The 22,299-nt window shown below is 45.4% G+C and carries 18 protein-coding genes and 1 tRNA gene; 9 read left to right on the forward strand and 10 right to left on the reverse strand.

Features of this window, described 5'->3' with window-relative positions:
- Window positions 1–20 precede the first annotated feature (20 nt).
- Window positions 21–1,679 carry a DUF1552 domain-containing protein gene (locus ACLWOR_RS11130; RefSeq protein WP_413940806.1) on the forward strand — a complete coding sequence of 553 codons (1,659 nt, stop codon included), beginning with the start codon at window positions 21–23 and terminating at the stop codon, window positions 1,677–1,679.
- Window positions 1,680–1,688: 9 nt separating this feature from the next.
- Here ACLWOR_RS11130 and ACLWOR_RS11135 read toward each other — a convergent pair.
- The 3 genes from ACLWOR_RS11135 to ACLWOR_RS11145 all read right to left on the reverse strand — a co-directional run bounded on the left by ACLWOR_RS11135 (window position 1,689) and on the right by ACLWOR_RS11145 (window position 3,397).
- Window positions 1,689–1,780, reverse strand: a tRNA-Leu gene (locus tag ACLWOR_RS11135).
- Window positions 1,781–1,799: 19 nt separating this feature from the next.
- Window positions 1,800–2,486 (reverse strand): RluA family pseudouridine synthase, encoded by a 687-nt coding sequence (locus tag ACLWOR_RS11140; protein ID WP_413940807.1) that lies wholly within the window; start codon window positions 2,484–2,486, stop codon window positions 1,800–1,802.
- Window positions 2,483–3,397 carry an HNH endonuclease family protein gene (locus tag ACLWOR_RS11145; RefSeq protein WP_413940808.1) on the reverse strand — a complete coding sequence of 305 codons (915 nt, stop codon included), beginning with the start codon at window positions 3,395–3,397 and terminating at the stop codon, window positions 2,483–2,485. Before ACLWOR_RS11145 ends, ACLWOR_RS11140 begins: the two co-directional genes overlap by 4 nt.
- A 276-nt stretch (window positions 3,398–3,673) precedes the next feature.
- On the opposite strand from ACLWOR_RS11145, the gene ACLWOR_RS11150 reads away from it, so the two are divergent.
- The 3 genes from ACLWOR_RS11150 to ACLWOR_RS11160 are packed head-to-tail and all read left to right on the forward strand — an operon-like array spanning window position 3,674 to window position 8,446.
- Window positions 3,674–3,856, forward strand: coding sequence for a hypothetical protein (locus tag ACLWOR_RS11150; protein ID WP_413940809.1), 183 nt, complete (start codon window positions 3,674–3,676; stop codon window positions 3,854–3,856).
- A gap of 54 nt (window positions 3,857–3,910) precedes the next feature.
- Entirely contained in the window at window positions 3,911–5,335 is a 1,425-nt protein-coding gene (locus ACLWOR_RS11155; protein WP_413940810.1) for a TolC family protein, read from the forward strand.
- A gap of 6 nt (window positions 5,336–5,341) precedes the next feature.
- The gene (locus ACLWOR_RS11160; RefSeq protein ID WP_413940811.1) at window positions 5,342–8,446 is read left to right on the forward strand and encodes an efflux RND transporter permease subunit; all 3,105 of its coding nucleotides are present in this window, start codon (window positions 5,342–5,344) and stop codon (window positions 8,444–8,446) included.
- A gap of 35 nt (window positions 8,447–8,481) precedes the next feature.
- Here the strand turns inward: ACLWOR_RS11160 and ACLWOR_RS11165 are convergent, their stop codons facing one another.
- The 3 genes from ACLWOR_RS11165 to ACLWOR_RS11175 all read right to left on the reverse strand — a co-directional run bounded on the left by ACLWOR_RS11165 (window position 8,482) and on the right by ACLWOR_RS11175 (window position 11,942).
- Window positions 8,482–9,588: a hypothetical protein gene (locus ACLWOR_RS11165; RefSeq protein WP_413940812.1), complete on the reverse strand. Its 1,107-nt coding sequence runs from the start codon at window positions 9,586–9,588 to the stop codon at window positions 8,482–8,484.
- Window positions 9,585–10,403 (reverse strand): DUF4423 domain-containing protein, encoded by an 819-nt coding sequence (locus tag ACLWOR_RS11170; protein WP_413940813.1) that lies wholly within the window; start codon window positions 10,401–10,403, stop codon window positions 9,585–9,587. The genes ACLWOR_RS11165 and ACLWOR_RS11170 overlap by 4 nt, the downstream gene beginning before the upstream one ends.
- A 129-nt stretch (window positions 10,404–10,532) precedes the next feature.
- Window positions 10,533–11,942 carry a protein adenylyltransferase SelO family protein gene (locus tag ACLWOR_RS11175; RefSeq protein WP_413940814.1) on the reverse strand — a complete coding sequence of 470 codons (1,410 nt, stop codon included), beginning with the start codon at window positions 11,940–11,942 and terminating at the stop codon, window positions 10,533–10,535.
- Window positions 11,943–12,058: 116 nt separating this feature from the next.
- On the opposite strand from ACLWOR_RS11175, the gene ACLWOR_RS11180 reads away from it, so the two are divergent.
- The gene (locus ACLWOR_RS11180) at window positions 12,059–12,523 is read left to right on the forward strand and encodes a MerC domain-containing protein (RefSeq protein WP_413940815.1); all 465 of its coding nucleotides are present in this window, start codon (window positions 12,059–12,061) and stop codon (window positions 12,521–12,523) included.
- Window positions 12,524–12,627: 104 nt separating this feature from the next.
- The gene (locus ACLWOR_RS11185; protein ID WP_413940816.1) at window positions 12,628–12,999 is read left to right on the forward strand and encodes a high-potential iron-sulfur protein; all 372 of its coding nucleotides are present in this window, start codon (window positions 12,628–12,630) and stop codon (window positions 12,997–12,999) included.
- Between the two features lie 9 nt (window positions 13,000–13,008).
- On the opposite strand, the gene ACLWOR_RS11190 is transcribed toward ACLWOR_RS11185, so the two are convergent.
- Window positions 13,009–14,676 carry an AMP-binding protein gene (locus ACLWOR_RS11190; RefSeq protein WP_413940817.1) on the reverse strand — a complete coding sequence of 556 codons (1,668 nt, stop codon included), beginning with the start codon at window positions 14,674–14,676 and terminating at the stop codon, window positions 13,009–13,011.
- Window positions 14,677–14,789: 113 nt separating this feature from the next.
- On the opposite strand from ACLWOR_RS11190, the gene ACLWOR_RS11195 reads away from it, so the two are divergent.
- Window positions 14,790–16,010, forward strand: a complete 1,221-nt coding sequence (locus tag ACLWOR_RS11195) for a hypothetical protein (RefSeq protein ID WP_413940818.1) — start codon at window positions 14,790–14,792, stop codon at window positions 16,008–16,010.
- Entirely contained in the window at window positions 16,000–16,470 is a 471-nt protein-coding gene (locus ACLWOR_RS11200) for a peroxiredoxin (protein ID WP_413940819.1), read from the forward strand. Before ACLWOR_RS11195 ends, ACLWOR_RS11200 begins: the two co-directional genes overlap by 11 nt.
- 63 nt (window positions 16,471–16,533) lie before the next feature.
- Here the strand turns inward: ACLWOR_RS11200 and htpG are convergent, their stop codons facing one another.
- Complete coding sequence (gene htpG, locus ACLWOR_RS11205) at window positions 16,534–18,411, reverse strand: molecular chaperone HtpG (protein ID WP_413940820.1); 1,878 nt, start codon at window positions 18,409–18,411, stop codon at window positions 16,534–16,536.
- A gap of 366 nt (window positions 18,412–18,777) precedes the next feature.
- Between htpG and thrS the strand changes: the two genes are divergently transcribed.
- A complete protein-coding gene (thrS, locus tag ACLWOR_RS11210; RefSeq protein ID WP_413940821.1) occupies window positions 18,778–20,037 on the forward strand; it encodes a threonine--tRNA ligase in 1,260 nt (419 codons plus the stop codon).
- Window positions 20,038–20,194: 157 nt separating this feature from the next.
- Here the strand turns inward: thrS and ACLWOR_RS11215 are convergent, their stop codons facing one another.
- Window positions 20,195–21,274 (reverse strand): tryptophan 2,3-dioxygenase family protein, encoded by a 1,080-nt coding sequence (locus ACLWOR_RS11215; protein ID WP_413940822.1) that lies wholly within the window; start codon window positions 21,272–21,274, stop codon window positions 20,195–20,197.
- Window positions 21,271–22,296, reverse strand: a complete 1,026-nt coding sequence (locus ACLWOR_RS11220; protein ID WP_413940823.1) for a threonine aldolase family protein — start codon at window positions 22,294–22,296, stop codon at window positions 21,271–21,273. The genes ACLWOR_RS11215 and ACLWOR_RS11220 overlap by 4 nt, the downstream gene beginning before the upstream one ends.
- Between the last annotated feature and the right edge of the window lie 3 nt (window positions 22,297–22,299).

Raw genomic sequence — 22,299 nt, forward strand, 5'->3', positions numbered from 1 at the left:
TAGGTCGCGGGGGAAGATCAATGAGTAAACGAAATAAAATGAGTTCATCAAATGTTGATGCAGTTTCCTTGGATTTAATCAATCGTCGCATGTTCATAAAGACGGCCGTAGGATATATGGCGATTCCATTTTTATCTTCGTTGATTCCGCGCGAACTCCTGGCACAAGTTGCCGCCTCGCCAAGACGTTTTATCGGAATCGCTACCTCGGATCAATTTCCGCAACAATTGCTTTTTCCCACCGGCTTTGTCGGCAAAAATAACACGGCACCCTACAGTACAAATACGACGGCCTTTCAAGAGGGTGGATTTAACTTTAGTGAAACCCTTCTCTCATCAATCGTAAGTCAAAACGGATCGATTTCAGGTGCACTCGATAGTAAATTCAATTCCTATGTTTCAAGAATGGTGATGCTCGGGGGCTTAGACTTTCCGGGCCGCTTAGATCACGGCTCGCAAGGGTGTATGGGTAATACGGCTAACTCCAATTTAGGGTCGGAGTTATCGATGAACAGTAATTACACTATAGACCGAGTTTTGGCTCGCCAATCACAGATTTATTCAGGCGCAACGGACACAGCACCAGGCATGGCACTAAGACTTGGTGATAAGAGTTGCTCCGGCGAAAAAACTGGCGCCGGTGGACGTGGGCAAGAAGTTGGCACTATGGAGTTAAGTTTAAATGGTAACTTAAATCAGATATTCGCAACTTACTTTAAAGCCAGCACGGGTTCTCCGGGCACGACGACGACAACTGGAGATGCGACTCGAAAAGGTATCATTGATCAAATATATAATAGCGCAGTTTCTGTACGGGGCAGCACGAAAACCAGCGCCCAAGATAAAGCTCGTTTAGATGAGTACTTACAAAATCTTTCGGAGGTTTCCAAGTCGTTGACTCCACAGACAACAACAACTCCTGGAAGCAACTCATGTCCTTCAGTTGCAAATGATTTCACTAAGATCGCTAGAAGTGGAAGTAACGATATCGCCACGGGCAGCAGTGCTGTTGCCAATACATCCACTTACTATAAAGATGTGGTTCGCTTAATCACCCTCTTCATCAAATGTGACTTATGCCGTGTCTTTAACGTCGGCTTTGCGTCGGCATTGGCTTCTTCGACAGAAGCAATTAATTTTTATACTGAACCACGACCATGGCATTTAGATTATGGTCACACAAATAACTATCCGAAGTTATTAGGTGCACAGAAATGGGTTTTAGATAACGTTGTTTATGAACTGATGAAAAATTTGAATACAACGGAGTCTGCGGAAACTTATCTTGATAACACTTTGATTTACTATTCTCCTGAAATGTCGTTCGGACATTCTGGAATTAATATGGGGAGTTTATTGATTGGTGATAAACGTCTGAACGGCGGAAGAGCTCTCAACTTTGCTGACTACGCAAAAGGATTCGGAAGCGCGAGCTCATATGGTTCTTATGGGAACCTTAAAATGGAGCTCGGTGCCGGCCAACCCATCAATCGCCTTTGGGTCACAATGATGCAAGCCTATGGCATTCCAACCTCAGCTTATTTCGGCAAATACGGTTCGCGCTCAGATACTTTCGGCAATTGGGTGGACTATTCTGGCTTAGGTGATTTCGAATCGCCATTCAAAACTGTTCAAAGAACTCAATTGATCGGATCGGTCCTACCAAAGGTTTTGAAGTAGGTTGAGAAGTGGTGCCCCGGGCCGGACTTGAACCGGCACGCCCCTGTAAAGGAAGCCCAGGATTTTAAGTCCTGTGCGTCTACCAGTTTCGCCACCGGGGCACGCAGAAGAAGAATTCAATCACTTCTTAATAGAAAGGTCAACGGCAAAGGCCTGCATATCTTCAGGCATCGGGCTCTCGATGCGAATCGCCTTGTGAGTAAAGGGATGTTCGAATTCCAGCGCGTGTGCGTGCAGCATCAAACGCGGAGGTTGCGGAATTTTTAAGCATGGATAGATGTCGTCACCGAAAATCCCCATATGCGCTTCCGCCAAATGGACTCGGATCTGATGCATACGACCGGTGCGAGGTTTGGCTTCAATCAACATTCCACGTGCATAATCTTCGAGCAATCTGAAATCCGTGATCGCTTTTTGACCACCAGAATTCACCGAGCGCATGCGGATTTTTTTTAGTTTTGGATCGCGGTATTCAGCTAAGAAATTTTCAACCTGCCATTGTGGTGGCATTTTTCGACGCGAAGTCAGACACAAATACGTTTTTTGAATACGGTGAGACTTAAATAAATCTGCCAGGCTGTCATTCGCAGCTTTTTGTTTTGTGAAGATCATAACGCCGGACGTATCGCGGTCTAAGCGGTGATGGAGACCCAAATAGTTCAACGAGTGGGGAGGCTCTGAGACTTGCTTTTTAAGCGACGTAAAGAAGTCAGGGCGCTTTTTATCGACAGTGGGTTGCGAGGGAAGTCCCGCAGGTTTTTCCGCAACGAGAAAGTACTCGTCTTCAAAGAGGATCTTAAAACTCATCGGTTCTGCATACAGAACTCAAGATTGTCGTTAATATTATTACGCTGATCTTCGAGTTGTTTTTTTGTGAAGCGGAAGTCTTTTGGATTACAGTTGTAGTTCACCACAGTTTGATGAATCGCCTGAACCTCACTTGGAGTCATATTAAGTCCCCAGATCAGTTTCACGGCCAACCAGTTTCTTAGGTACGTGCAACGATAAGCCAAATTCGGTGGGATGTATTTGTCTGGTGCTTTATCGCCCTTCGACATATTTTCGTGGGCATCTGAGGAAATCAAATGATCTTTAAAGCCCGTGTAGTTCGCATACAAGCAACGGGTTTTGTAGTCCCATTGCCAAGCGCCTGACATATAAGCGTTCTTTAGCGGAACCATGTGGTCGATTTGGATTTCTTTCGACGTTGTGACTTGTTTGCCAGCGTAGGGATCATTCCAAAGACCTGTATCCACGATACATTGTTTGCCATTGCGGAAGGTGAGGTCGCCCAGATTGTCGCGCACTAAAACGCGAGCACGCGTGTTCATGCAAGTGTCATCACTTGGATCATTGATCCAACGGCCAAAGTGAAGTTTGCGCATGTAACGCTCTGGTGGCTCTTGCACAAGCTCGTTATGCAGAGTCCAGCGGAGCAGGTTGACGACTAGGACTTTCACAGCTTGTACAAATTGATCAGCTGAGAACATTGGGGAAAAAGCCATCACATGGCCGTATTCCGGACCGGCTGTCGTTGCAGACTCGAGGTTGTCTTCATCAACAGTAAAGAATTCTTTGTAGTTATAAACGGGCGCTGGCGGTTGTTCTTGAGTATCTGAGGGTTCGACTGTTTGTGCGAATGTAACCGACGAGCATAGGCATAAAAGACACAGTCCTATGATCCATTGTCGGAATTTCATGATACTCACGAAATCCATAAAGTCTCCCCCCGAAGATTTGGTCGCCATTAAGCCGTACTTCGGACGGAGATTCAACAAAACATTCTGTCAGATTTCCGTTAGTTACGGAGCGCGCCGCGTTAATCTGCGAGTGATTCTCGGTTTGCTTAAGAAGGCATCAGATGGCGCAGTACATCCGTGCGACCGCGGTAAAATTTCGCAAAAAATCTGAGGAAAAGCGCGAATCTTATCTTGGCGATGCAGGGACACATCATTAATCTGTTTAGAGACGTTTTGACATACAAAGGAGTGTTCATGTCATTCAAACAAGTACTTATGTCCGCTATGTTCCTTCTTGCCGTTGCAGGATGCGCTCATAAATCTGAAAAAGCTGCATGTGCATGTGGCAAAGAGACAGCTCACAAATGTGCAAGCGGTCACTGCTCTCACGAAGGTGAAGCAAAGGGTGGCTGTGAAGATTGCAAAAAAGGCGGCTAATAGTTCCGTCTCTTAGTTCATCGGGTGAAGGCAGCTTCAGAAAGGGATCGTGAAATGAATCAAGGAGTTTTGGGAATTCTACTTTTGCTTTTGTGGCAAACTCCTGTTTCTGCAATGACTTTGCAGGAATATCTTAAAATTGTTGAGAGCAAACATAAGACTATTCAATCATTAGATGTTTCGAAAGAAGCTGCCGACCTCCGTGAAGAGGCCGGTGACATTGAGTTGGTTCCAACTCTTGTCGCAGGTGTGAATTATCTCAGTGACAAAGCCCCTCTCGGGCAATTCGCACTTTTCGGTGCGACAGAATCGAGAACTCTTTCTTACAATTTAGGTTTGGGGAAAAAGTTTTCAACTGGAACAACGGTTGGCATTTCTGCAAATACTTCGGAAACCGAAAACACGGGAGCTATTGCAGATCCGCGTTTCGTAAAATTCGGAATCGGTACACTCGCCGTGTCTTTAAATCAATCCCTGTGGAAAGATTCATTTGGTCACGCCACTCGTTTGCGTTGGGACCGTCAAGAAGCCGCAACTGAGGCGGAAAAAGGCTCCTACGATCTGCAAAAGAAATTGTTGCTGATCAATGCCGAAGCCTCATTCTGGAATTACTTTTTTGCTAACGAAGCTCTGCGCATCGGGCGTGAGTCGTTAGAACGTGCGAAAAAAATCGAAGGTTGGACGAAACGTCGCGTGGGTGACGGGATCAGTGATCGCGCCGACCTTTTGGAAACTCAAGGTTTAGTGTCTGTCCGTCAATTGCAACTCATCACAGCGCAAGACGATCTTGAAACATATAAACGTGAAATTCGCGATGCAATGGAGCTTCCGGATTCGGAACCTTTTCCAAAACTAGATGGTGATATTTCCCAAGCCCGTACTTTGAGTTCAATGGTGGACGGAAATAAAAAAGGCCGCGTGGTTTCACTAGAGTCTTATCTGGCGTCGCTTGATGCAAAGGCAAAGATGTTCTTAGCAAAAGAAGTGGAAGACGCTTATCGTCCTGATTTAGTTCTTTCTGGATCTTACGCCACGAACACCCTGAAATCAGATATGTCGGAAGCGACTTCAAATTTGACCAATACCGACCTGCCAACGGCAAAAGTGGGTCTGAATTTGGTTTATATGTTTGATACGGACGTTAAAGATGCAGCACAAAATGCAGCGAAGAAAGATGCGCTCGCAGCAAAACTTCGCAGCGAAAGGAAAATGCTCGACAGTGACAGTGCATGGTTAGAACTGAACCGTCGCTACGTTGAAATGACAAAACGTGTGGAAGCCGCAACTGAAACTGTGCGCATTCAATCTGCTCGGCAAAAAGCACAAGTGGATCTTTTCAATAAAGGTCGCTCCATCACGTTTAACGTCGTGAACTCAGAAGAAGATGTCGCGACAGCTGAATTAAATCTTTACCGCCTAAGATCTGAACAGAGAAAGATGGAGTCACAAGGACGCCTCTTTATCACTATTGAGGAATAGTAGAGTATGAATTTACCTGGCTTATCGATCAAAAGACCGATTTTTATTTCTTGTATCGTTCTCTTGATGTTGATCTTGGGAAGTTTTTCGTTAAATCGCATGCCCGTGGATATGTTCCCGGATGTGACCTTCCCCGTTTTATTTGTGCAAATTCCGTATCCAGGGGCATCGCCACTGGATCTTGAGAAACAAGTTTCAAAACCTATCGAAGACGAAGTGGGAAGTCTTTCCGGACTTAAAACTTTGACTTCGAGCAACCTTGACGGTGTGGCAATCATCATCATCGAGTTCCAGTTGGGGACCGATATCAAAGAGGCCGAGCAAGAGGTGCGAAATCGGATTGGAAATATTCGTAAGGATCTTCCGACAGAGATTTATGAGCCTGTGATCCGCCGCTTTGACCCTGCCGATCAACCGATTGTGACTTTGGCACTGACTTCGGATCTGCCGGAGGGTGAAGCTTATGACTTAGCCAACGAAGTGGTGAAGCCTCAGTTCGAACGTATTCGCGACGTGGGCCAAGTGGATATCTTTGGTGGACGAAAGCAAGAGATTCACGTCCTGATTGATAAGAACAAACTGCAAGATCGTAAAATCTCGATGTTGCAAGTGTCTAGACGTGTGATTGAAACTTCCAAAGATATTCCGATCGGAAAAATCGAAAACCCGCTAAATGAAATCAATCTGCGCACACGTGGGGAATTTGATTCTTTGAAGCAAATCGCCGAAGTGAATGTGAACTTTATTGGATCCGACCGTGCGGTATTAATCGAAGATATCGGCCGCGTCGTGAAGAGTCTTGAGGATCAAAAAACGATTGGTCGTATTAAAGGACAGGCTGCTCTTTTGATGAACGTTTATAAACAGCGTGGAGCAAACACTGTTGAAGTGGCTCAAAATATCAAAAAACGTATTGAGCGCACCAATGCAATGCTAAAAGAAAAAGGTCTGCATGGGCAGGTTTCTCTGGTGCGTGATACGTCTCGTCCGATTGAACTAAACGTTTATGACGTCAAAGAGTCGATCCTGATCGGTATTCTTCTTTGCGTTGTGGTCGTGTTCTTCTTCTTGGGATCTGCACGTTCGACGTTCATCACAGCTATGGCACTTCCGAACTCGCTCTTGGGTGGATTTGTGATCATGTATGCGATGGGCTTTACGATTAACTTGATGACCTTGCTGGCTTTGTCATTGGCCGTGGGGCTCTTGATCGACGATGCCATCGTGGTGCGGGAAAATATTTTCCGTCACTTGGAAATGGGGAAAAAACCGAAAGACGCCGCTTTAGAAGGAACAAAAGAAGTGGCCATGGCCGTTATTGCGACAACACTTGTTGTGATCGCCGTGTTTGGTCCAATTTCTTTCCTCCAAGGTATTGTGGGGCAGTTCTTTAAGCAGTTTGGTCTGACCGTCGTCTTTACGATGATGATCTCTTTGTTCGACGCCTTTACGGTGGCACCGATGTTGTCTGCTTACATGGCTCACGCCGATGAGCATAAGCGTGGCACGGGAATTGTGGATCGTATTTTGAATGCGTTTGATCGATTCCAAACCGGACTAGAGAATAAATACGAAAGTGCACTGAAGTTTACTTTGGTTCATCCTAAAACAGTGTTATTGGGTGGAACGATTATCTTTATGTTGTCGCTTGTGACAATTGCCTTCATTCCGAAAACATTCTTGCCCGCGGCAGACAACGGGGAGTTCATGGTGAATATTGAACTTCCAGTGGGTTCTTCGTTGACGGCAACAAGTGACTTTACGAAAAAAGTGGAAGCCCTTTTTGAAGGTGACAAAGCCGTTGATATGGTTCTCGCTATCGTCGGGACGACAAATAACGAAGCCAATAAGTCGTCTTTGTTCGTGCGACTGGTAGAAGCTAAAAAGCGTTCCATGTCGACGACGGATTATAAGGAAACTCTTCGTCAGAAGCTTCCGCAGTTTGAAAAAGATGCTATTGTTTCATTAGGTGATATTGATGCTGTGAACTCAGGTGAAAAGCCACTCAATATCAACATCACGGGTGAAAACTTGGAAGAACTTAACGCTTATGCCGAGAAATTGGTCGAGCGTATGAAGAAGATTCCGGGTCTGGTTGATGTCGATACAAACTTCCGAGCAGGTAAACCAGAATTCCACGTGGTCTTTGATCGTAAGAGATCCGAAGCCCTTGGCGTATCTACTGTGACAGCCGGTGCCGAGCTTCGTAACCGTACGGAAGGAAATGAAGAAGCGATTTATCGTGAAAAAGGAATCGACTATAAAATCCGCGTTCGTTTCGAAGAAGGCTTCCGTGATCTCCGCACGCAGTTTGCTTCGACCTTTGTTCCAAATGCCAATTTGAATATGATTCCTTTGCCTAGAATTGCAAAGGGAGAAGAGTCGAAAGGCTATTCCCAGATCAATCGTCAGAATAAGAGCCGTTATATTCAAATATCTGGAAACTTAGCAAAAGGTGGAGCGCTCGGTACAATTTCTGCTGAAATTGAAAAGATTGTGAAAACAGAATTGAAACCACCTCCAGGAATTGAGTACGCGTTCCAAGGTCAAGCGGATGACTTTAAAGAGTTGATCGCAAACATGTTGCTTGCAATCTTTTTGGGCGTGACTTTCATCTATCTGGTTTTGGCGAGCTTGTATGAAAGCTTTATAACTCCGTTCTCAATCCTTTTGGCTTTGCCACTGGCGATGACGGGTGCATTCTTGGCACTCTTAATGTTTGGTAAGACGATCGATATCTTCTCATTGATCGGTATTGTTCTCTTGCTGGGTGTTGTGGCGAAGAACTCAATTCTTTTGGTGGATTATACAAATCAGTTGATCCACGAAGGCCTTGAGCGAAATGCGGCCTTACTAAAGGCTTGCCGCACGCGTCTGCGCCCGATCTTGATGACATCTCTGGCATTGATTGCCGGTATGATTCCAATTGCGATTGGCCTAAATGAGGCATCAGCGATGAGAACTTCAATGGGTATTGCGATTATCGGTGGACTTGTGAGTTCAACGCTCTTGACGTTGCTCATCGTTCCGGCGGCCTTTGGCTTTATCGAGGACTTTAAGTTCTGGTTCCGAAACAAGCTTGCGAAGATCTCAGGATATCAATCTCACTAAAAAGAAAAACCCGACTGATAAGGTCGGGTTTTTAATTAGTTCAAGCTGTCATCACCGATTCGTACGCGGCGTGGGAATTGTTCGATACGACTGATCGTAGGCATATTAAAACGTCTGAAAACTTCAGCTGTCGCCTTTTCTAAAATTTTTAAGCAATCAGCGGCATTGGCGTCTGTAAATTCAATTTTTACTATTTGCTTCCAGTGAAAGTTAGGTGCTGTTTCTTCAAGAGCACTTTGTGTGCCGAAGCTGGAGTTATAGTTGATAAAGCTCAACGATACCATCGCCGACGAATAGTAGAATGTGCTGGTAATGGATGTTGTCGTTTTAAGCTTTTCTGCGATAAGACGGCAAAAACCTTCGTCTAAGCCATTGTTACTCACAAATTGACTGTGGATATTGAGGACATCGTCACCATTGGCGATCTTCCAGCTGAGAATATTTTGCGTCAGTTCATAAGTGTGTTTATCAACGAGTTTTGAGAGTCCCCACTGAACTCCGGTGAGATTTAGAAAGGCTTGGGCCCCGCGAGATTTAAACTGTGGCAGGAAAATATAAGCCACACGATTTCTCACCGCTGCGATATCTTGGTTGAACAAGTGCGGTTGCCCCGGAACTTTCGTTAACTCAAGAGTTGCTGAAATCATTTCGTGAAGAACTAACGCCACACGGTTGGAGGATGGAAGTTTATTCCAATGCGTTTGGTTGATGCGAACATAAGGACCATAGCGATTTGCTAATTGCACAAGCTTGTTATTCACTTCAACCGGCGATGCATCCGGGAGCAACGTCAAAGGTGTGCTTACCAAACGCCACACATACTGATTTGCCGCAACCACAAGTGAGTCTGCATATGAAGGTGCAAACTGACGAACCTCTGTGAGTTTGATCGCCAAAAGTTTGATTTCGTGAGATGTGAGAATATCGAGGTTTAAAAGAGCCGTGACATACTCAGGCAGTGGTTGCACCGACTCATCAATCAGGGGATTGGTGTTGTCGACCTCGTAAAGATCTAAAAGATAAGGCACATCATCGATCAAAACACCGGTGCCGGCATTTCCCACATAGCGAACATCGGCTTGTGCGAGCGATCCAAGAAAAATAAAGATGATCAGAGGAAAGGTTTTAAACAAGCGTTTCATGATTGGACCTTTTTTGTGAGGCTGAACATTTGCATGCTAAGACAGTAAACTTCGTCTTTGGTGTTATTTTTAGAAAGTTGCAGCGCAAGTTTTTGGCTGAATTCACGAAGAAGCTGTTTTGCTACCGGGATGTCTTCTGGAGATAACGCGAAAACAGTCGAGCTGATATCGCGCTCATCAATTGCTTGCTCCTCAATCGCATCGACACCTTTGGCAATGAGCTGTTTGTGATAATAGCGAATAGCGATTGAAGCGAGTTTAGATTCGACAGACGTAAAGCTTCCAGTTGGTTTCCAGTTGTTGTTTTCATCACGAATGACCATATCCAAACGTTCTAAGCGTTCGATAGATTCCGTGATCACGTCTTCATCAAGACCTAAGCGTGCTGCGATCCAAGCTGTGTCAGATTTAAAGCTCGCTGTTTCCATCAACTCGAGTAAAGCGAGATGCTGCCATTCGGAGATCGTGTCGAATTGATCGCGGCTGAGTTCTTGCATTTTTTGAGTCAGACGTTTTTCAATTGCGATGCGCGCACGTTCGCGCTCGCTTTGGTTGTGACTGTGTTGAACTGTGATCAGATCGCAGAAGTGTTGTTGGTGCACGTCACTGAGGCGCAGGCGCGAACTCACATCGCGAGATTTGCGGGTGGAGAGTCCGTATTTTCCCTGCAAAACTTCTGAAAGAGTGGAAGCGCCAATTCCTAAATCACGCGCAAATGCACGAAGCGAGTAATTTGGATTTTTAGCGATACGAAGTTCAAAAACTTCATTCAGATAGCGACGATAATCTTCATAGAATACGAGAGCTTCTTTCATGTGAGCTTGGTATCATTCGGGTCGGACAAATCACAACTAATTCGGAATCCGAGTATCAATTACAAGAGCGAGATGTGTTCGGAAGCTTTCGAAAACTAAAGGGCGCGGTGCGTCACGATAATCTCTAGCTTAGTAAACGCCTCTGAAGCTGCGGATATGCGCAAGTTTCTGTTCAAACATTGTCCAGTCATCCTTCTCAGCAATCGGGGCCCAAATGCTTTCCAACTCGTCGATCAAAAGAGCGCAAGGGCGGGTGTTGGTAAAGTAAGGGTGGCGCATGACGTGCTCGTCCAAAACTTCAAAGCTATCTAAGGTATTTTCTAAAGCTTTGAATTCAGGAATTTTGTAAAGATCAGCTTGCGGTGAGCGGGTGAGTCGATCTGGAGCAACTCCTGAATGCAAATCAAAAAGAGTCTGCTCAAAGAGCGCTTTTGATTTATCCAAAAACTGAAACAGATGCATGATCAACTGATGCGTGAGTTGTTGCGAGCCCGCTTCGTCAAGCAGTGGATTTCGTAAATTCAAACGCTTAAGAAAACGCGTTTGTGTTGCGAAATTAAAAGCGTCACCAAAATCAGCCAGGGCTGCTTCCACGTCCAATTGCGGGGAGGCAAGCTTAAGAGCGGTGCCGAGTTGAAAGAGATTCCAGAGGACCGAGCTCGGCTGGCGACCGTAAGCGTACAACCCTGTTTGGTCGAAATAGGCAGCGGTAAAATGCGGATCATAGTGGGGAAGAAAGCGATAGGGACCATAGTCAAAACTTTCTCCGGTGATATTCATGTTATCGGTGTTCAGCACGCCGTGAACAAAGCCCGCTGTCATCCAGCCTGCAGCTGTATCGGCGGTTCTTTCTGAAACTTTTTGTAAAAACAAAAATATTTGTTCATCTTCCGAGTACGACGCCAGTTCTGGATAAAAATGTCGAATGCAGTATTGAACAAGTTTTTTGACGTTTTCAGCCTCTCCTAAGAAAGCAAAACGCTGAAAAGTTCCGAAGCGAATATGACTGTGACTGAGGCGGACTAAAACCCCTGCCCGAGTCGGAGAAGGTTCATCGTGGCGAACTAAGGATTCACCGGTTTCAAAAACGGAAAAAGTTTTACTGGTGTTGACTCCGAGAGACTCGAGCATTTCGGTTGCGAGAATTTCGCGAAAGGCTCCTTTTAGTGTTAATCGGCCATCGCCACGGCGAGAGTAGGGAGTTTGGCCACTGCCTTTTGTGCCGAGATCCAAAAGTTTTCCATCACGAAGAAATTGTGCAAATAAAAATCCGCGGCCATCGCCGAGATCAGGATTGTAAACTTGAAATTGGTGGCCGTGATAACGCAAAGCCAGGGGCTTTTTGATGTTTTGAGGAAGGCTCTCGAATCCCCAAAAATGCTTTTTCCACGCCTCTTCGCTCAGGTCTTGTAGGTCCAATTGAGTTGCGGCATCCTGATTGCGATAGCGTAAAATCGCTTTGGGAAAGCTTGCAGGTTCGACTTCATTATAGAAATCGGGACCTAACTCATAAATGGCGGGGAAGGCTTGAGTACTCACGTTCTTTTTATGGGCTCTCTTTGTAAGAAAGGCAAGCCCGGACCTCTTCTGACACTCCCACTAGTTGACAATAACTTGCATTTAGGCGAAAACCTTTAAAGACAAAGGTGGTACTTGTGAGTGAAGTCGAAATGGATGCACAGCAAACGGCAGATGCATGTTGTGAAGTGAATCATGCAGAGCATGCCAATTTCGTTGAAACGACGGACAATTGGGATCGTTGGGGAATTGTGCTTTCCACTCTTTGTGCAATTCACTGTCTTCTGACACCGGTGCTGTTGCTTTCATTGCCAGTGCTGGGTTCTTATTTTGATAACGAACTTGTGCATATCATTATGGCTTTGTTCGTCGTTCCTGTGGGCGTCTTTGCTTTCTGGTCAGGCTATCGCCACCACAAGAAAACTTATCTTGTGGCATTGGGTTTTGTTGGGTTGTCCCTCGTAGGCGGAGCACCTATTCTTCACGACGTGGGAATTGAAGTCGTAAATCCTCATTTCATGACAATCGTCGGAAGTTTGCTTTTGATTGGCGCGCACATTCTCAATCGTCGCGCCTGTCAGTGTGAATCTCACGCGCACTAGTTTCTTCAAATGGCCGCAGCATATTGTTGCGCGCTAAAAAATGTAATTGAAAGCCAAATGAAAATTAGTACTATGGGTGAAAGATTTAACTGAAGGAGACATCCATGGAAAATACTAATATGAATCGTCGCCGCTTCTTTACCCAAATTTTGGGTGTAGGTGGTCTTGTTGCTCTTGCTCCAGCACTTTTAAAATTGAGCTCAGCGAAAGCTCAAGAAAAAAGAAGAAGTGCAGCTCCGCCAGCAGCGGGTGGTGCAATGCCGATGGTTGATCCAAAGGATCCAGTAGCAAAAGCTGTTAAGTACGTTGAAGACTTTAAAAAGGCGCCTGAAGCGAAGGGCAACCACTGTGCGACTTGCGGTTTCTATGCAAAGAAAGAAACACGCAATGGTAAAGAAGTAGGAACTTGCACAATCTTCGCAGGCAAATTGGTTTATGCCGATGCTTGGTGTGCTTCTTGGAATAAAAAAGCCTAAGCGTGACGCTTAGGCCTTGTTCTCTTCACGAAGAGCTCGTCTGAGGATCTTGCCCACATTTGTTTTAGGCAATTCTGTGCGGAACTCAACGAGCTTAGGGACTTTGTAGTTCGTTAAGCTTTTCTTCGCGTGTGCAATCACTTCTTCTTTTGTGAGATTTGGATCTTTCTTTACGATCACAGCTTTCACAAGTTCGCCTGAGTGTTCATCAGGAACACCAATCGCAGCCACTTCCAAAACGCCCGGATGAGAAGCAATCGCTTCTTCCACTTCATTTGGATACACATTAAATCCTGAAACTAGGATCATGTCTTTCTTGCGGTCTACGATGCGGAAGAAGCCATCGTCATCAACTGTTGCGATGTCACCTGTGAACAACCAACCATCACGCAAAACTTTTTCTGTTTCTTCTGGTTTGTTCCAATATCCCTTCATCACTTGAGGACCTTTGCAGCAAAGCTCTCCAGCTTCGCCCTTTGCAACCTCGTTACCGTTGTCATCGACAAGCTTCACGTCTGTGCTTGGGAATGGAAGGCCAATGCTGCCTACGCGGTCTGTGCCATCGATAGGGTTGCAGCACACAACTGGAGACGCCTCTGTCAGGCCGTAACCTTCAACGATCAAAGATTTTGTCAGTTGCGTCCACTTCTCAGCCACAGGACGTTGCAAAGTCATGGCGCCAGCAACGCTCACTTTCACGCGGCTGAAATCAACGCTGGTGAATTCTGGATTGTTCATCAAACCGTTAAAGAGTGTATTAACACCTGACATCACCGTGAACGGTGTCTTTTTCATTTCCTTGATGAAAGCCGGGATGTCGCGCGGATTCGTGATCAACACGTTTTCAGCACCCATACGCAGGAAACCCAAGCAATTCAGCGTCAGAGCAAAGATATGATAAAGCGGAAGCGCTGCAATCGCGATCTCTTCACCTGGGCGAAGTTTAGGCATCATCCATTCATAGATTTGCACCATATTCGCAAGAACATTGCGGTGAGTGAGCATCGCACCTTTAGAAACACCTGTTGTTCCACCTGTGTACTGGAAGAACGCCACATCTTCTTGAGTAGAAGGAACATAAGTGGACGGTCTCATGGCACCGAGCTCAAGAGCTTGGCGGAATGTGTAGCTGTGTGGAAGATTGTAAGCTGGAACCATTTTCTTTACGTACTTCACAACGGAATTGACCAAGATACGTTTCGGAGTCGGGAAGAGGTCCGCAAGTTCCGTCACAACAACGCTCTCGATGTCGGTGTTTTTAATGATTGTTTCAAGAAGGTGAGCATAGTTGGCCATGATCACAATGGCTTTCGCGCCAGAGTCCTTGAATTGATGTTGCATTTCTTTGGCCGTGTAGAGCGGGTTTGTGTTTACGATAGTAAGACCGCAACGAATCGCTGCAAAAGCAATCACTGGGAATTGCAGAAGGTTTGGCATCTGAATCGCAAGACGGTCGCCTTTTTTAAGTTTCAATTCGTTCTGCAAGAACGAAGCGAATTTTTCAACCAACTGATCCAATTGCCCGTAGGTCAATGAGACGCCCATATTCGTGAAAGCTTTTTTCTCGCGATATTTTGCGACAGCTTCTGTGTAGATGTCGTAAAGAGAGGCGTATTTGGAAAGATCAATTTCGGCTGGCACTCCTTTGGGATAGTGTTTTAGCCAGATTTTTTCCATATGTAGCCTCCTGGTAGTCGTACAATGTGAGTTTGATGAAATTTTAGAGTAGGAATTCAATCTTGGTAAAGGAAATTCTTGTTTTCATTGGGGCAATTTGCAAAACTAGTTCTATGCATTTCTCTTCTTTTTTCCTTACAGCGATGCTATTCCTAAGTCTTGTCGCGTGTACGGCGAAGGAAAATAAAGCCCCCGTTGCAGTTGTGACTCCCAAACCTAGCGTGATCGCTCAAAAACCGAGCACTCCAAAGGATGCTGTGGCGTCTCACTTGGCGAAATTGTTCGCGCAGGCGGACGGTGTGCATCGGGAAGCATGGTGGGTTCTCTCGGAAACTCGCAATCCCATCAGTAAATCTCCCTTCGGAAAAGTGGAACGATCATTTTTGACCGCACAAAATTTAAAGCTTCCGAATAAAAGCCTCTTCCGCTGTGACCGCTATACGATGAAAAGAGACGTGAAAGGTGTGAGTGGATATCCTCAGACGGCTGAGATCTATGAGAAATGCAGTGAGAAAGCCAGTGCAAAGCGCATTGCTTACGTCACCGCTCACAATGAGCAAAACGTCAGCGTGATTTTTTATCCGGATAATTTGGAAGAAGTTCTGGGGATTGGTCCTGCTATTCTAAATCGCACTATGGAGTGCACTCTCAAATCTCAGGATGGGCATCTAACGGAACTCAACTGTAAAAACTGGGTACAAGATCGCAGCAAAGAACATATGATTCGGCTGGATGAATATCACTATGTCAAAGCTGGGAAAAATCTAATTAAGTTGCGCGGGAAAGTCTTTGAAAACCTCACCGAGACGCGCAAAATTGTTGCCGATGTTCCGATGGAAGGAAAGATCATGGTGGTGGAAACGGAGCTATATGCTCCAGCCCCATCGCCATCTCCGGCTCCGACGGCAGTGACAACCAAAGGACGTAACGGTGAAGAAATCACAACGGTGGGGAAAGGTCCGGTTCAGTTGCCAGCGAATCAAATTCCACAACCGGTGTCACCACCAACAGGAGCGGGACCCATGGGAGCACCTGAGTCTGCACAGAATGCAAGACCGGTGGCACCTGCTATTGATCCCGACGTCATTCGCCAGCGTGATGCCTTTGAACGAGGAGAAACAGATGAGTTGCCATATGTGGAAGGCATGATGGCAGCGCCAGATCCTCAAGCCGGAGAGGCAGCCGCCGCCGCGGCCGCACAAAGACAACAAGAACAACAACAGCAAGCTGGACAAGGCGGGGAGCAAGATCCTTCGCAGATGCAAGAAGTGCCTCCACCTCGTGAAGAAGTGATTCAGCGAAATGAAAATGAAGGAGAATACCATGCCCGCTAAAGTGTCATTGGGAAAAAAGGTTCCCGCTTTTAGCATTGCCTCATCTAGTGGTGAGACATTTTCTTTAACTGCGAATAAAGGTAAAAAGATTGTGCTTTATTTTTATCCGAAAGATAGCACGCCTGGTTGCACGACGGAAAGCATCGAGTTCAATGAACTTTTACCGCAGTTTAAAAAGTTGAATGCGATTGTGGTGGGTGTTTCTCGCGACAGTTTGAAGTCGCATGATAAATTTATTTGCAAATACGATTTCAAGTTTGAATTGCTCTCGGACGAAGAGGAAGAGTTGTGCAATTTGTTTGACGTGATTAAAGAGAAAAACATGTACGGCAAAAAAGTGATGGGTATTGAGCGTTCGACATTTGTGATTGATGAAGATCAAAAACTTGTTGGCGAATTTAGAAAAATCAAAGCCCAAGGCCATGCCAAGGAAATGCTTCAATTCGTAAAGGGATTGTAGTTTTAGAGTGAGAATAGAAAAAAGGCTCTGCAGTGTTTTGCAGAGCCTTTTTATTTTTATCAATTAGTGTTTTGTAGACTCTGCCGCTTGCACCATAAGGGCCGCAATCTGTTGAGAGAACTTCACAGGGTCTGGCAGATTAGATCCCTCAGTCAAAAGTGCTTGAGCGTAAAGGATTTCCGCCCACTGAGATTGCTGCTCAGGGGAGGCTTTCATCATTTTTTCAAACACCGGATGATTCGGATTGATCTCCATAATGCGCTTCACTGGGTTTTTATACTGTCCACCCATTTGTTCCATTAAGCGTTGCATGTGTGCAGACGGATCATGCGCTGAAGACACCAAGCAAACCGGAGTGCTTGTCAAACGATCTGAAATTACAACGTCTTTCACGTTGCTATCCAAAGTCTTTTTCAAAGTCTCAAGAACTGGTTTTAAGTTCTCGGTTTGATGTTTGCGCTCTTCTTCTTTTTGTTTCTTTTCGTCTTCGGTGTCGAGTTCCAGTCCTTCTTTCATAATAGACTGCAGGGTTTTTTCTTTGTAGTTCTCAAGAGAGCCCACAACCCATTCGTCCACAGGATCCACGAGCAACAAGACTTCGAGGCCTTTTTCTTTGAGGCGCTCAAGATAAGGGCTGTTCGATACCTGCGACAAGCTGTCACCCGTGATGTAGTAGATGTGTTTTTGATCGGCTTTCATGCGCGACACGTACTCATCCAACGTCGTCATCTTGTCTGAAGACGTCGTGTGGAAAAGAAGCAAGTCTTGGATTTTTTCTTTATTGGCTGGATCGCCCGGCATGCCTTCTTTCAAAGTCGAACCGAATTCATTCCAGAAAGATTCATATTGGTTACGATCTTTTGTCAGCATGTCTTTCAGAGAAGCCAGAACCTTGTTCACAACATTTTTGCGAATTTGCGTAACCTGACGATCTTGTTGTAAAAGTTCACGAGACACGTTGAGAGAAAGATCCGCGCTGTCGACCAGACCTTTTACAAAACGCAAGTAAGGCGGCAAAAGCTCTTTGCAATCAGCCATGATAAAAACACGCTTGATGTAAAGGCTCAGACCAAATTCCGTGTCGCGTGTGTTGTAGTTAAATGGCTTTTTGTTCGGAAGGTATAAAAGCGCATTGAACTCCATTGTACCTTCAGCTTTGTAGTGAACTGTTTTAAGAGGTTCATTCCAATCGTGAGTGAGATGTTGGTAGAACTCTTTATATTCTTCTTTAGTGATTTCAGAAGGGGATTTTAACCACAAAGCTTTTTGTGAGTTCAGAGTTTCTTCTTCGCCCTTGTCATTTTTCATTTTGATCGGGTAGGCGATAAAGTCTGAATATTTTTTAATGAGAGATTTTAAATTCCAAGCATCAGTGAAGTCTTGAACTTCGTCGTCGGTTTTGAATTCTTTTAAGTGAAGGGTGAGAGTTGTACCTGTGCCATCTGGACGAGGAACACTGTCGATAGAGTAAGTGCCGTCTCCTGTTGATTCCCAAACAGTTCCCTCAGACGTGCCTGCTTTTTGCGTGTGCAAAGTCACTTTATCAGCGACCATGAACGCAGAATAAAAACCCACACCGAACTGGCCAATGAGTTCAGGTTTTGATTTCATTTCTTGAGAAAGTTGCGCAAAAGCTTTCGTCCCGGAACGAGCAATCGTTCCGATAAACTCCGTCACTTCTTCCTGTGACATTCCGATACCATTGTCGATAATTTTCAAAAGACGTTGTTCAGGATTCGTTTCCAAGCGAATCGCAGGCGCCCAGTCAGCAGGTAGAAGTGTCGGGTGAGTAAGAGATTGAAATTTGAGTTTATCAATTGCATCTGATGCATTCGACACCAACTCACGCAAAAAAATCTCTTTATGCGAGTAAAGAGAATGAATCACGATATCCAAAAGCTGTTTAATCTCAGCATTAAAATTCTGAACCTGCTTCGCCATGTTTCCTCCAAAAGGTGCCCGGTGACTTTTCCGGCCCACGCTGCGTCATTTGCCCGCGTTTCGCCCCGAAATCCGCCACCCGAATTCCAGTTTAATCTGGGGTCCCAACCAGGTTTTGGCAAGGTCGGGTATGGCAAAATCTTATGGATAAGCTAAAAATAATCGATTGGTAAAGCTTCCCAGAGCTGAGATATGCTTAAAAAATGGAATTCGTGTCCAAACTTCACCTTATTCAAAGCCTTCAATCGACCACCCCGTAGGGGTTTTCATTCTTTATTGCTGTTTTTTAAACGGCACCGACACCCTGTATTTTTATTTCTAAAATTTGAATTTTAATCGCCCCAGGAAACGGGTGCAGAGGATTTTATGTCTTTCGATAAGAAAAACGGAAAGGCCGAGCCATGTCTTGCGCCTTACGATCACCGAGAATTGAACAACGAACACGAGTACTATCATTTTGATGAAGCCATAGGCGCTGGATTACCCCTGTGGCTGCCAGCAGGAGCGGTCATTCGCGAAGAGCTTGAGAAGTTGATGAAGGAATTGGAGTTTTTAGGCGGGTATCAGCGCGTCTCAAGTCCGCATATCGCCAAAGAAGAACTCTATAAGCAGTCCGGGCATTTGCCGTATTATGCCGATTCGATGTTCCCGGCTATGGAACTTGAAAACTTAAGTTATCGCATGCGACCGATGTGTTGCCCTCATCACCATAAGATTTTTTCAATGCGCCTGCGGAGTTATCGAGAGCTTCCGCTGAGACTTGCAGAATATGGTCAGGTGTATCGCTATGAGCTATCAGGCGCGCTCTCCGGACTGATGCGTGTTCGCGGTCTTTGCCAGAACGATGCCCATATTTACTGTCGTGTTTCGCAGGTCAAAGATGAAATTAAAAAAGTTTTTGAGATGTATCAAGAGGCCTATCGTGTTTTAGGAATTTCAAAATATAAACTCCGTCTTTCGAAGTGGAATCCCGACGATCCTTCGAGCAAGTTTGTTGCAAATCCTGAAAAGTGGGTTTGGGCCGAGCAAGTTTTAAGAGAAATTCTCGACGAAAATGGCTGGCCTTATGAAGAAGCGCCTGGTGAAGCCGCATTTTACGGTCCCAAGATCGATATTCAAATCAGTTATGGGAATGGCAAAGAGGAATCTGTTTCTACTGTCCAACTGGATTTTTCCAGCGCCGAACGAATGGATTTGTCGTTTATAAATGAAGAAGGGCAGCAAGAAAGACCTTTGATTATTCATCGCGCACCTCTTGGCTCGCATGAGCGCTTTGTGGCTTTCCTGATTGAGCATTATCGCGGAGCTTTCCCGTTGTGGCTGGCACCAGAACAAGTTCGTATAGTACCGATTGGAGATCGTCACCATGAGTATGCTGAGAAGCTGCGCTTGCTGTTACATAATGCTTTTGTGCGAGTGAGTGTTGATGAGCGTGTCGAAAGTCTTTCCAAGAAAGTTGCCGAAGCTTGGGCCGCCAAAGTGAATAGAGTGATTGTGATTGGCGATCGTGAGGTTGAAGAAAATCAAATCTCAGTTCAAGAGCGCGGAGGAAAAGAAAAAATCAAAATGAATCCCGAAGAATTCCGAGAGCAAATGCTCTTGCAAATCAAAGATAGAAAAATATAAGTAGAGAAAAATTGCGTAGAAAAAGAGGAAGACTTCCGTCCCGCCCATCGGGCGGGAAACAGCTTTGAAAGAACGAAAGAACTAACGTCGCAATAGTTACAGCTTTAAATACTTCAGCCTTTATGTGCTGAACGCCAGAAAGGTACGGCGTACCTTTCTAGTAGTGGAAGCCCATTTTTGCGGAAACGGATTTTGGCAAAGCGGGGACTTGCGAACGTGGGATAAAGAATGTTGTGAGGTTGAAGAAGTCTCCAAAGATTTTGTGCTTCGCTGTGGCTTCAGCCAAGTACTTGTGACCACTGGAGCCGCCAGTTCCGATTTTTTGTCCCAGCATACGCATTGCCATCAAGGCATGGCGGTAGCGCCATGTTGTCATGATTTCGTCGATATCAAGCAAAGCTTGGATAATACGGAATGGAGTTTGCAAAATCGGTTGGTCGCGGTGGATTTGAATCAACAAGGCCGCGTGCAAGGCTTTGTAGCTCAAGCGGAATTGGCCGTTTTTACGAAGTTCTTCAAAAGCTTTTTCGTCAAAAAGAGCATCGAAGCTTTTCAGTGCCGTTTGCAGGCCTTCGATGTTTTTCTTTTTGTCTTCGTCTGATAAACGCGGATTGTTTTGAACCGTGTTGATATCGCCTTGGAACATCGCTGTGACAGCTTCTTTGTAAGAGTCCCAGAAATTGAAATTCTCACCTTGAAGGAACGGCGTCCGTTCTAACCACTTTTGAACAGAGTCAAAAAGCGAATCCTGATCCAAAGTTTCCATCATCAGTTTTTGTTGATCTTCACTTAATGATTTGTAAAACGGAGCTTGGTTGTAACTGAGACGATCCCCCAAACGCAGGCCGAGTTTTGTTTCAATCAAACGCCACTGAAAGCTTTGAAATCCAGATGCTGGATAAAGCATATCGCGGAAATCAAGGAAATCGAGCGGTGTCATGGTTTCAAGAACATCAATTTGATTGATGATCATTTTTTGAATCGCCACCACGCGCTCTAAGCGCGCACAAGCTCGTCCCATTTCAGTTTCAGCAATTTGATCTTGCTGGAATGTTTTAAGAACCGCGTTCAATTCAAAAAGAATTTGCTTAAACCAAAGCTCATAGGTTTGGTGAACAACGATAAAAAGCATTTCATCATGCGCGTGCTTACCGTACTCATCACTTTTGAGATGTTGAGCGGCAAGAATTTTATCAAGTCCTAGATAATCGTGATAATGAACTGGAGGGTATTTCATCGCGCAAGCTCCTTGAGCAATTTAACAAAAGTATGAATATCATCAGCTGTTGTATCCCAAGAGGTCATCCAGCGACATTCGAAAGTATTTTCATCCCAAACATAAAAGAAATAATGTTCCCGCAAAGCTTTCACCCAAGCTTGGGGAATTTTCGCAAACACAGCGTTACCTTCCGGAGCACAACGAATCTCAACGCCGGGAATATGGCGAGCTTCTTCATAGAGCAACCGGGCCATCCCAATCGAATTTCCAGCGATGTCCTTCCAAAGATCATTTTGAAAGTAAGCTAAAAATTGCGCGGCGATAAAGCGGCTCTTAGAAGGTAACTGCGAGCTTTGTTTGCGGATGTATTTGAAGTCTTCAGCCAAGGTCTTATTGAAAAAAACCACAGCTTCACCCATCATTAAACCGTTTTTCGTGCCACCATAGGAAACGACATCGACACCCAAGTCTGCCGTGATTTCCCGCAAGCTTTTTCCAAGATAATAAGCGGCATTGCTCAGGCGAGACCCATCAATATGCACCCATAATTTTTTAGATTTCGCCCAGGCGATCAACACGCGAAGCTCATCCATCGAATAAGTTGTTCCGAGTTCTGTCGGTTGCGTGATGCTAAGAGCTTGAGTCTGGGAGTAGTGTTGATCCCCGCGACGAATAAAAGCTTTTTCAAGCTCTGCTAGTTGCAATTTTCCATTCACGGTTGGCAAAGGGATCAGTTTGCAACCGGCCATTTGTTCCGGAGCTCCGCACTCGTCGACGTTGATGTGGGCTACATCAGCGCAAAAGACTGATTGATAGGGGCGTGTGATCGCTCGTAAGGCCGTCACGTTGGCAGCTGTCCCATTAAAGACAAAATAAACTTGAGCGTCTGGACCAAATTGGCGACGGAATTCTTGATTGGCTTTTTCAGTCCACTCGTCTGTGCCGTAAGACGGTGCATGCTCCACGTTAGCCGCCAGCAGAGCTTCCATAATCCGCGGATGAACACCCGAATGATTATCACTGCCAAAGCCACGTTTCATGGA

It is taken from the genome of Bdellovibrio sp. HCB2-146 (assembly GCF_047345725.1).
Lineage (GTDB): Bacteria > Bdellovibrionota > Bdellovibrionia > Bdellovibrionales > Bdellovibrionaceae > Bdellovibrio.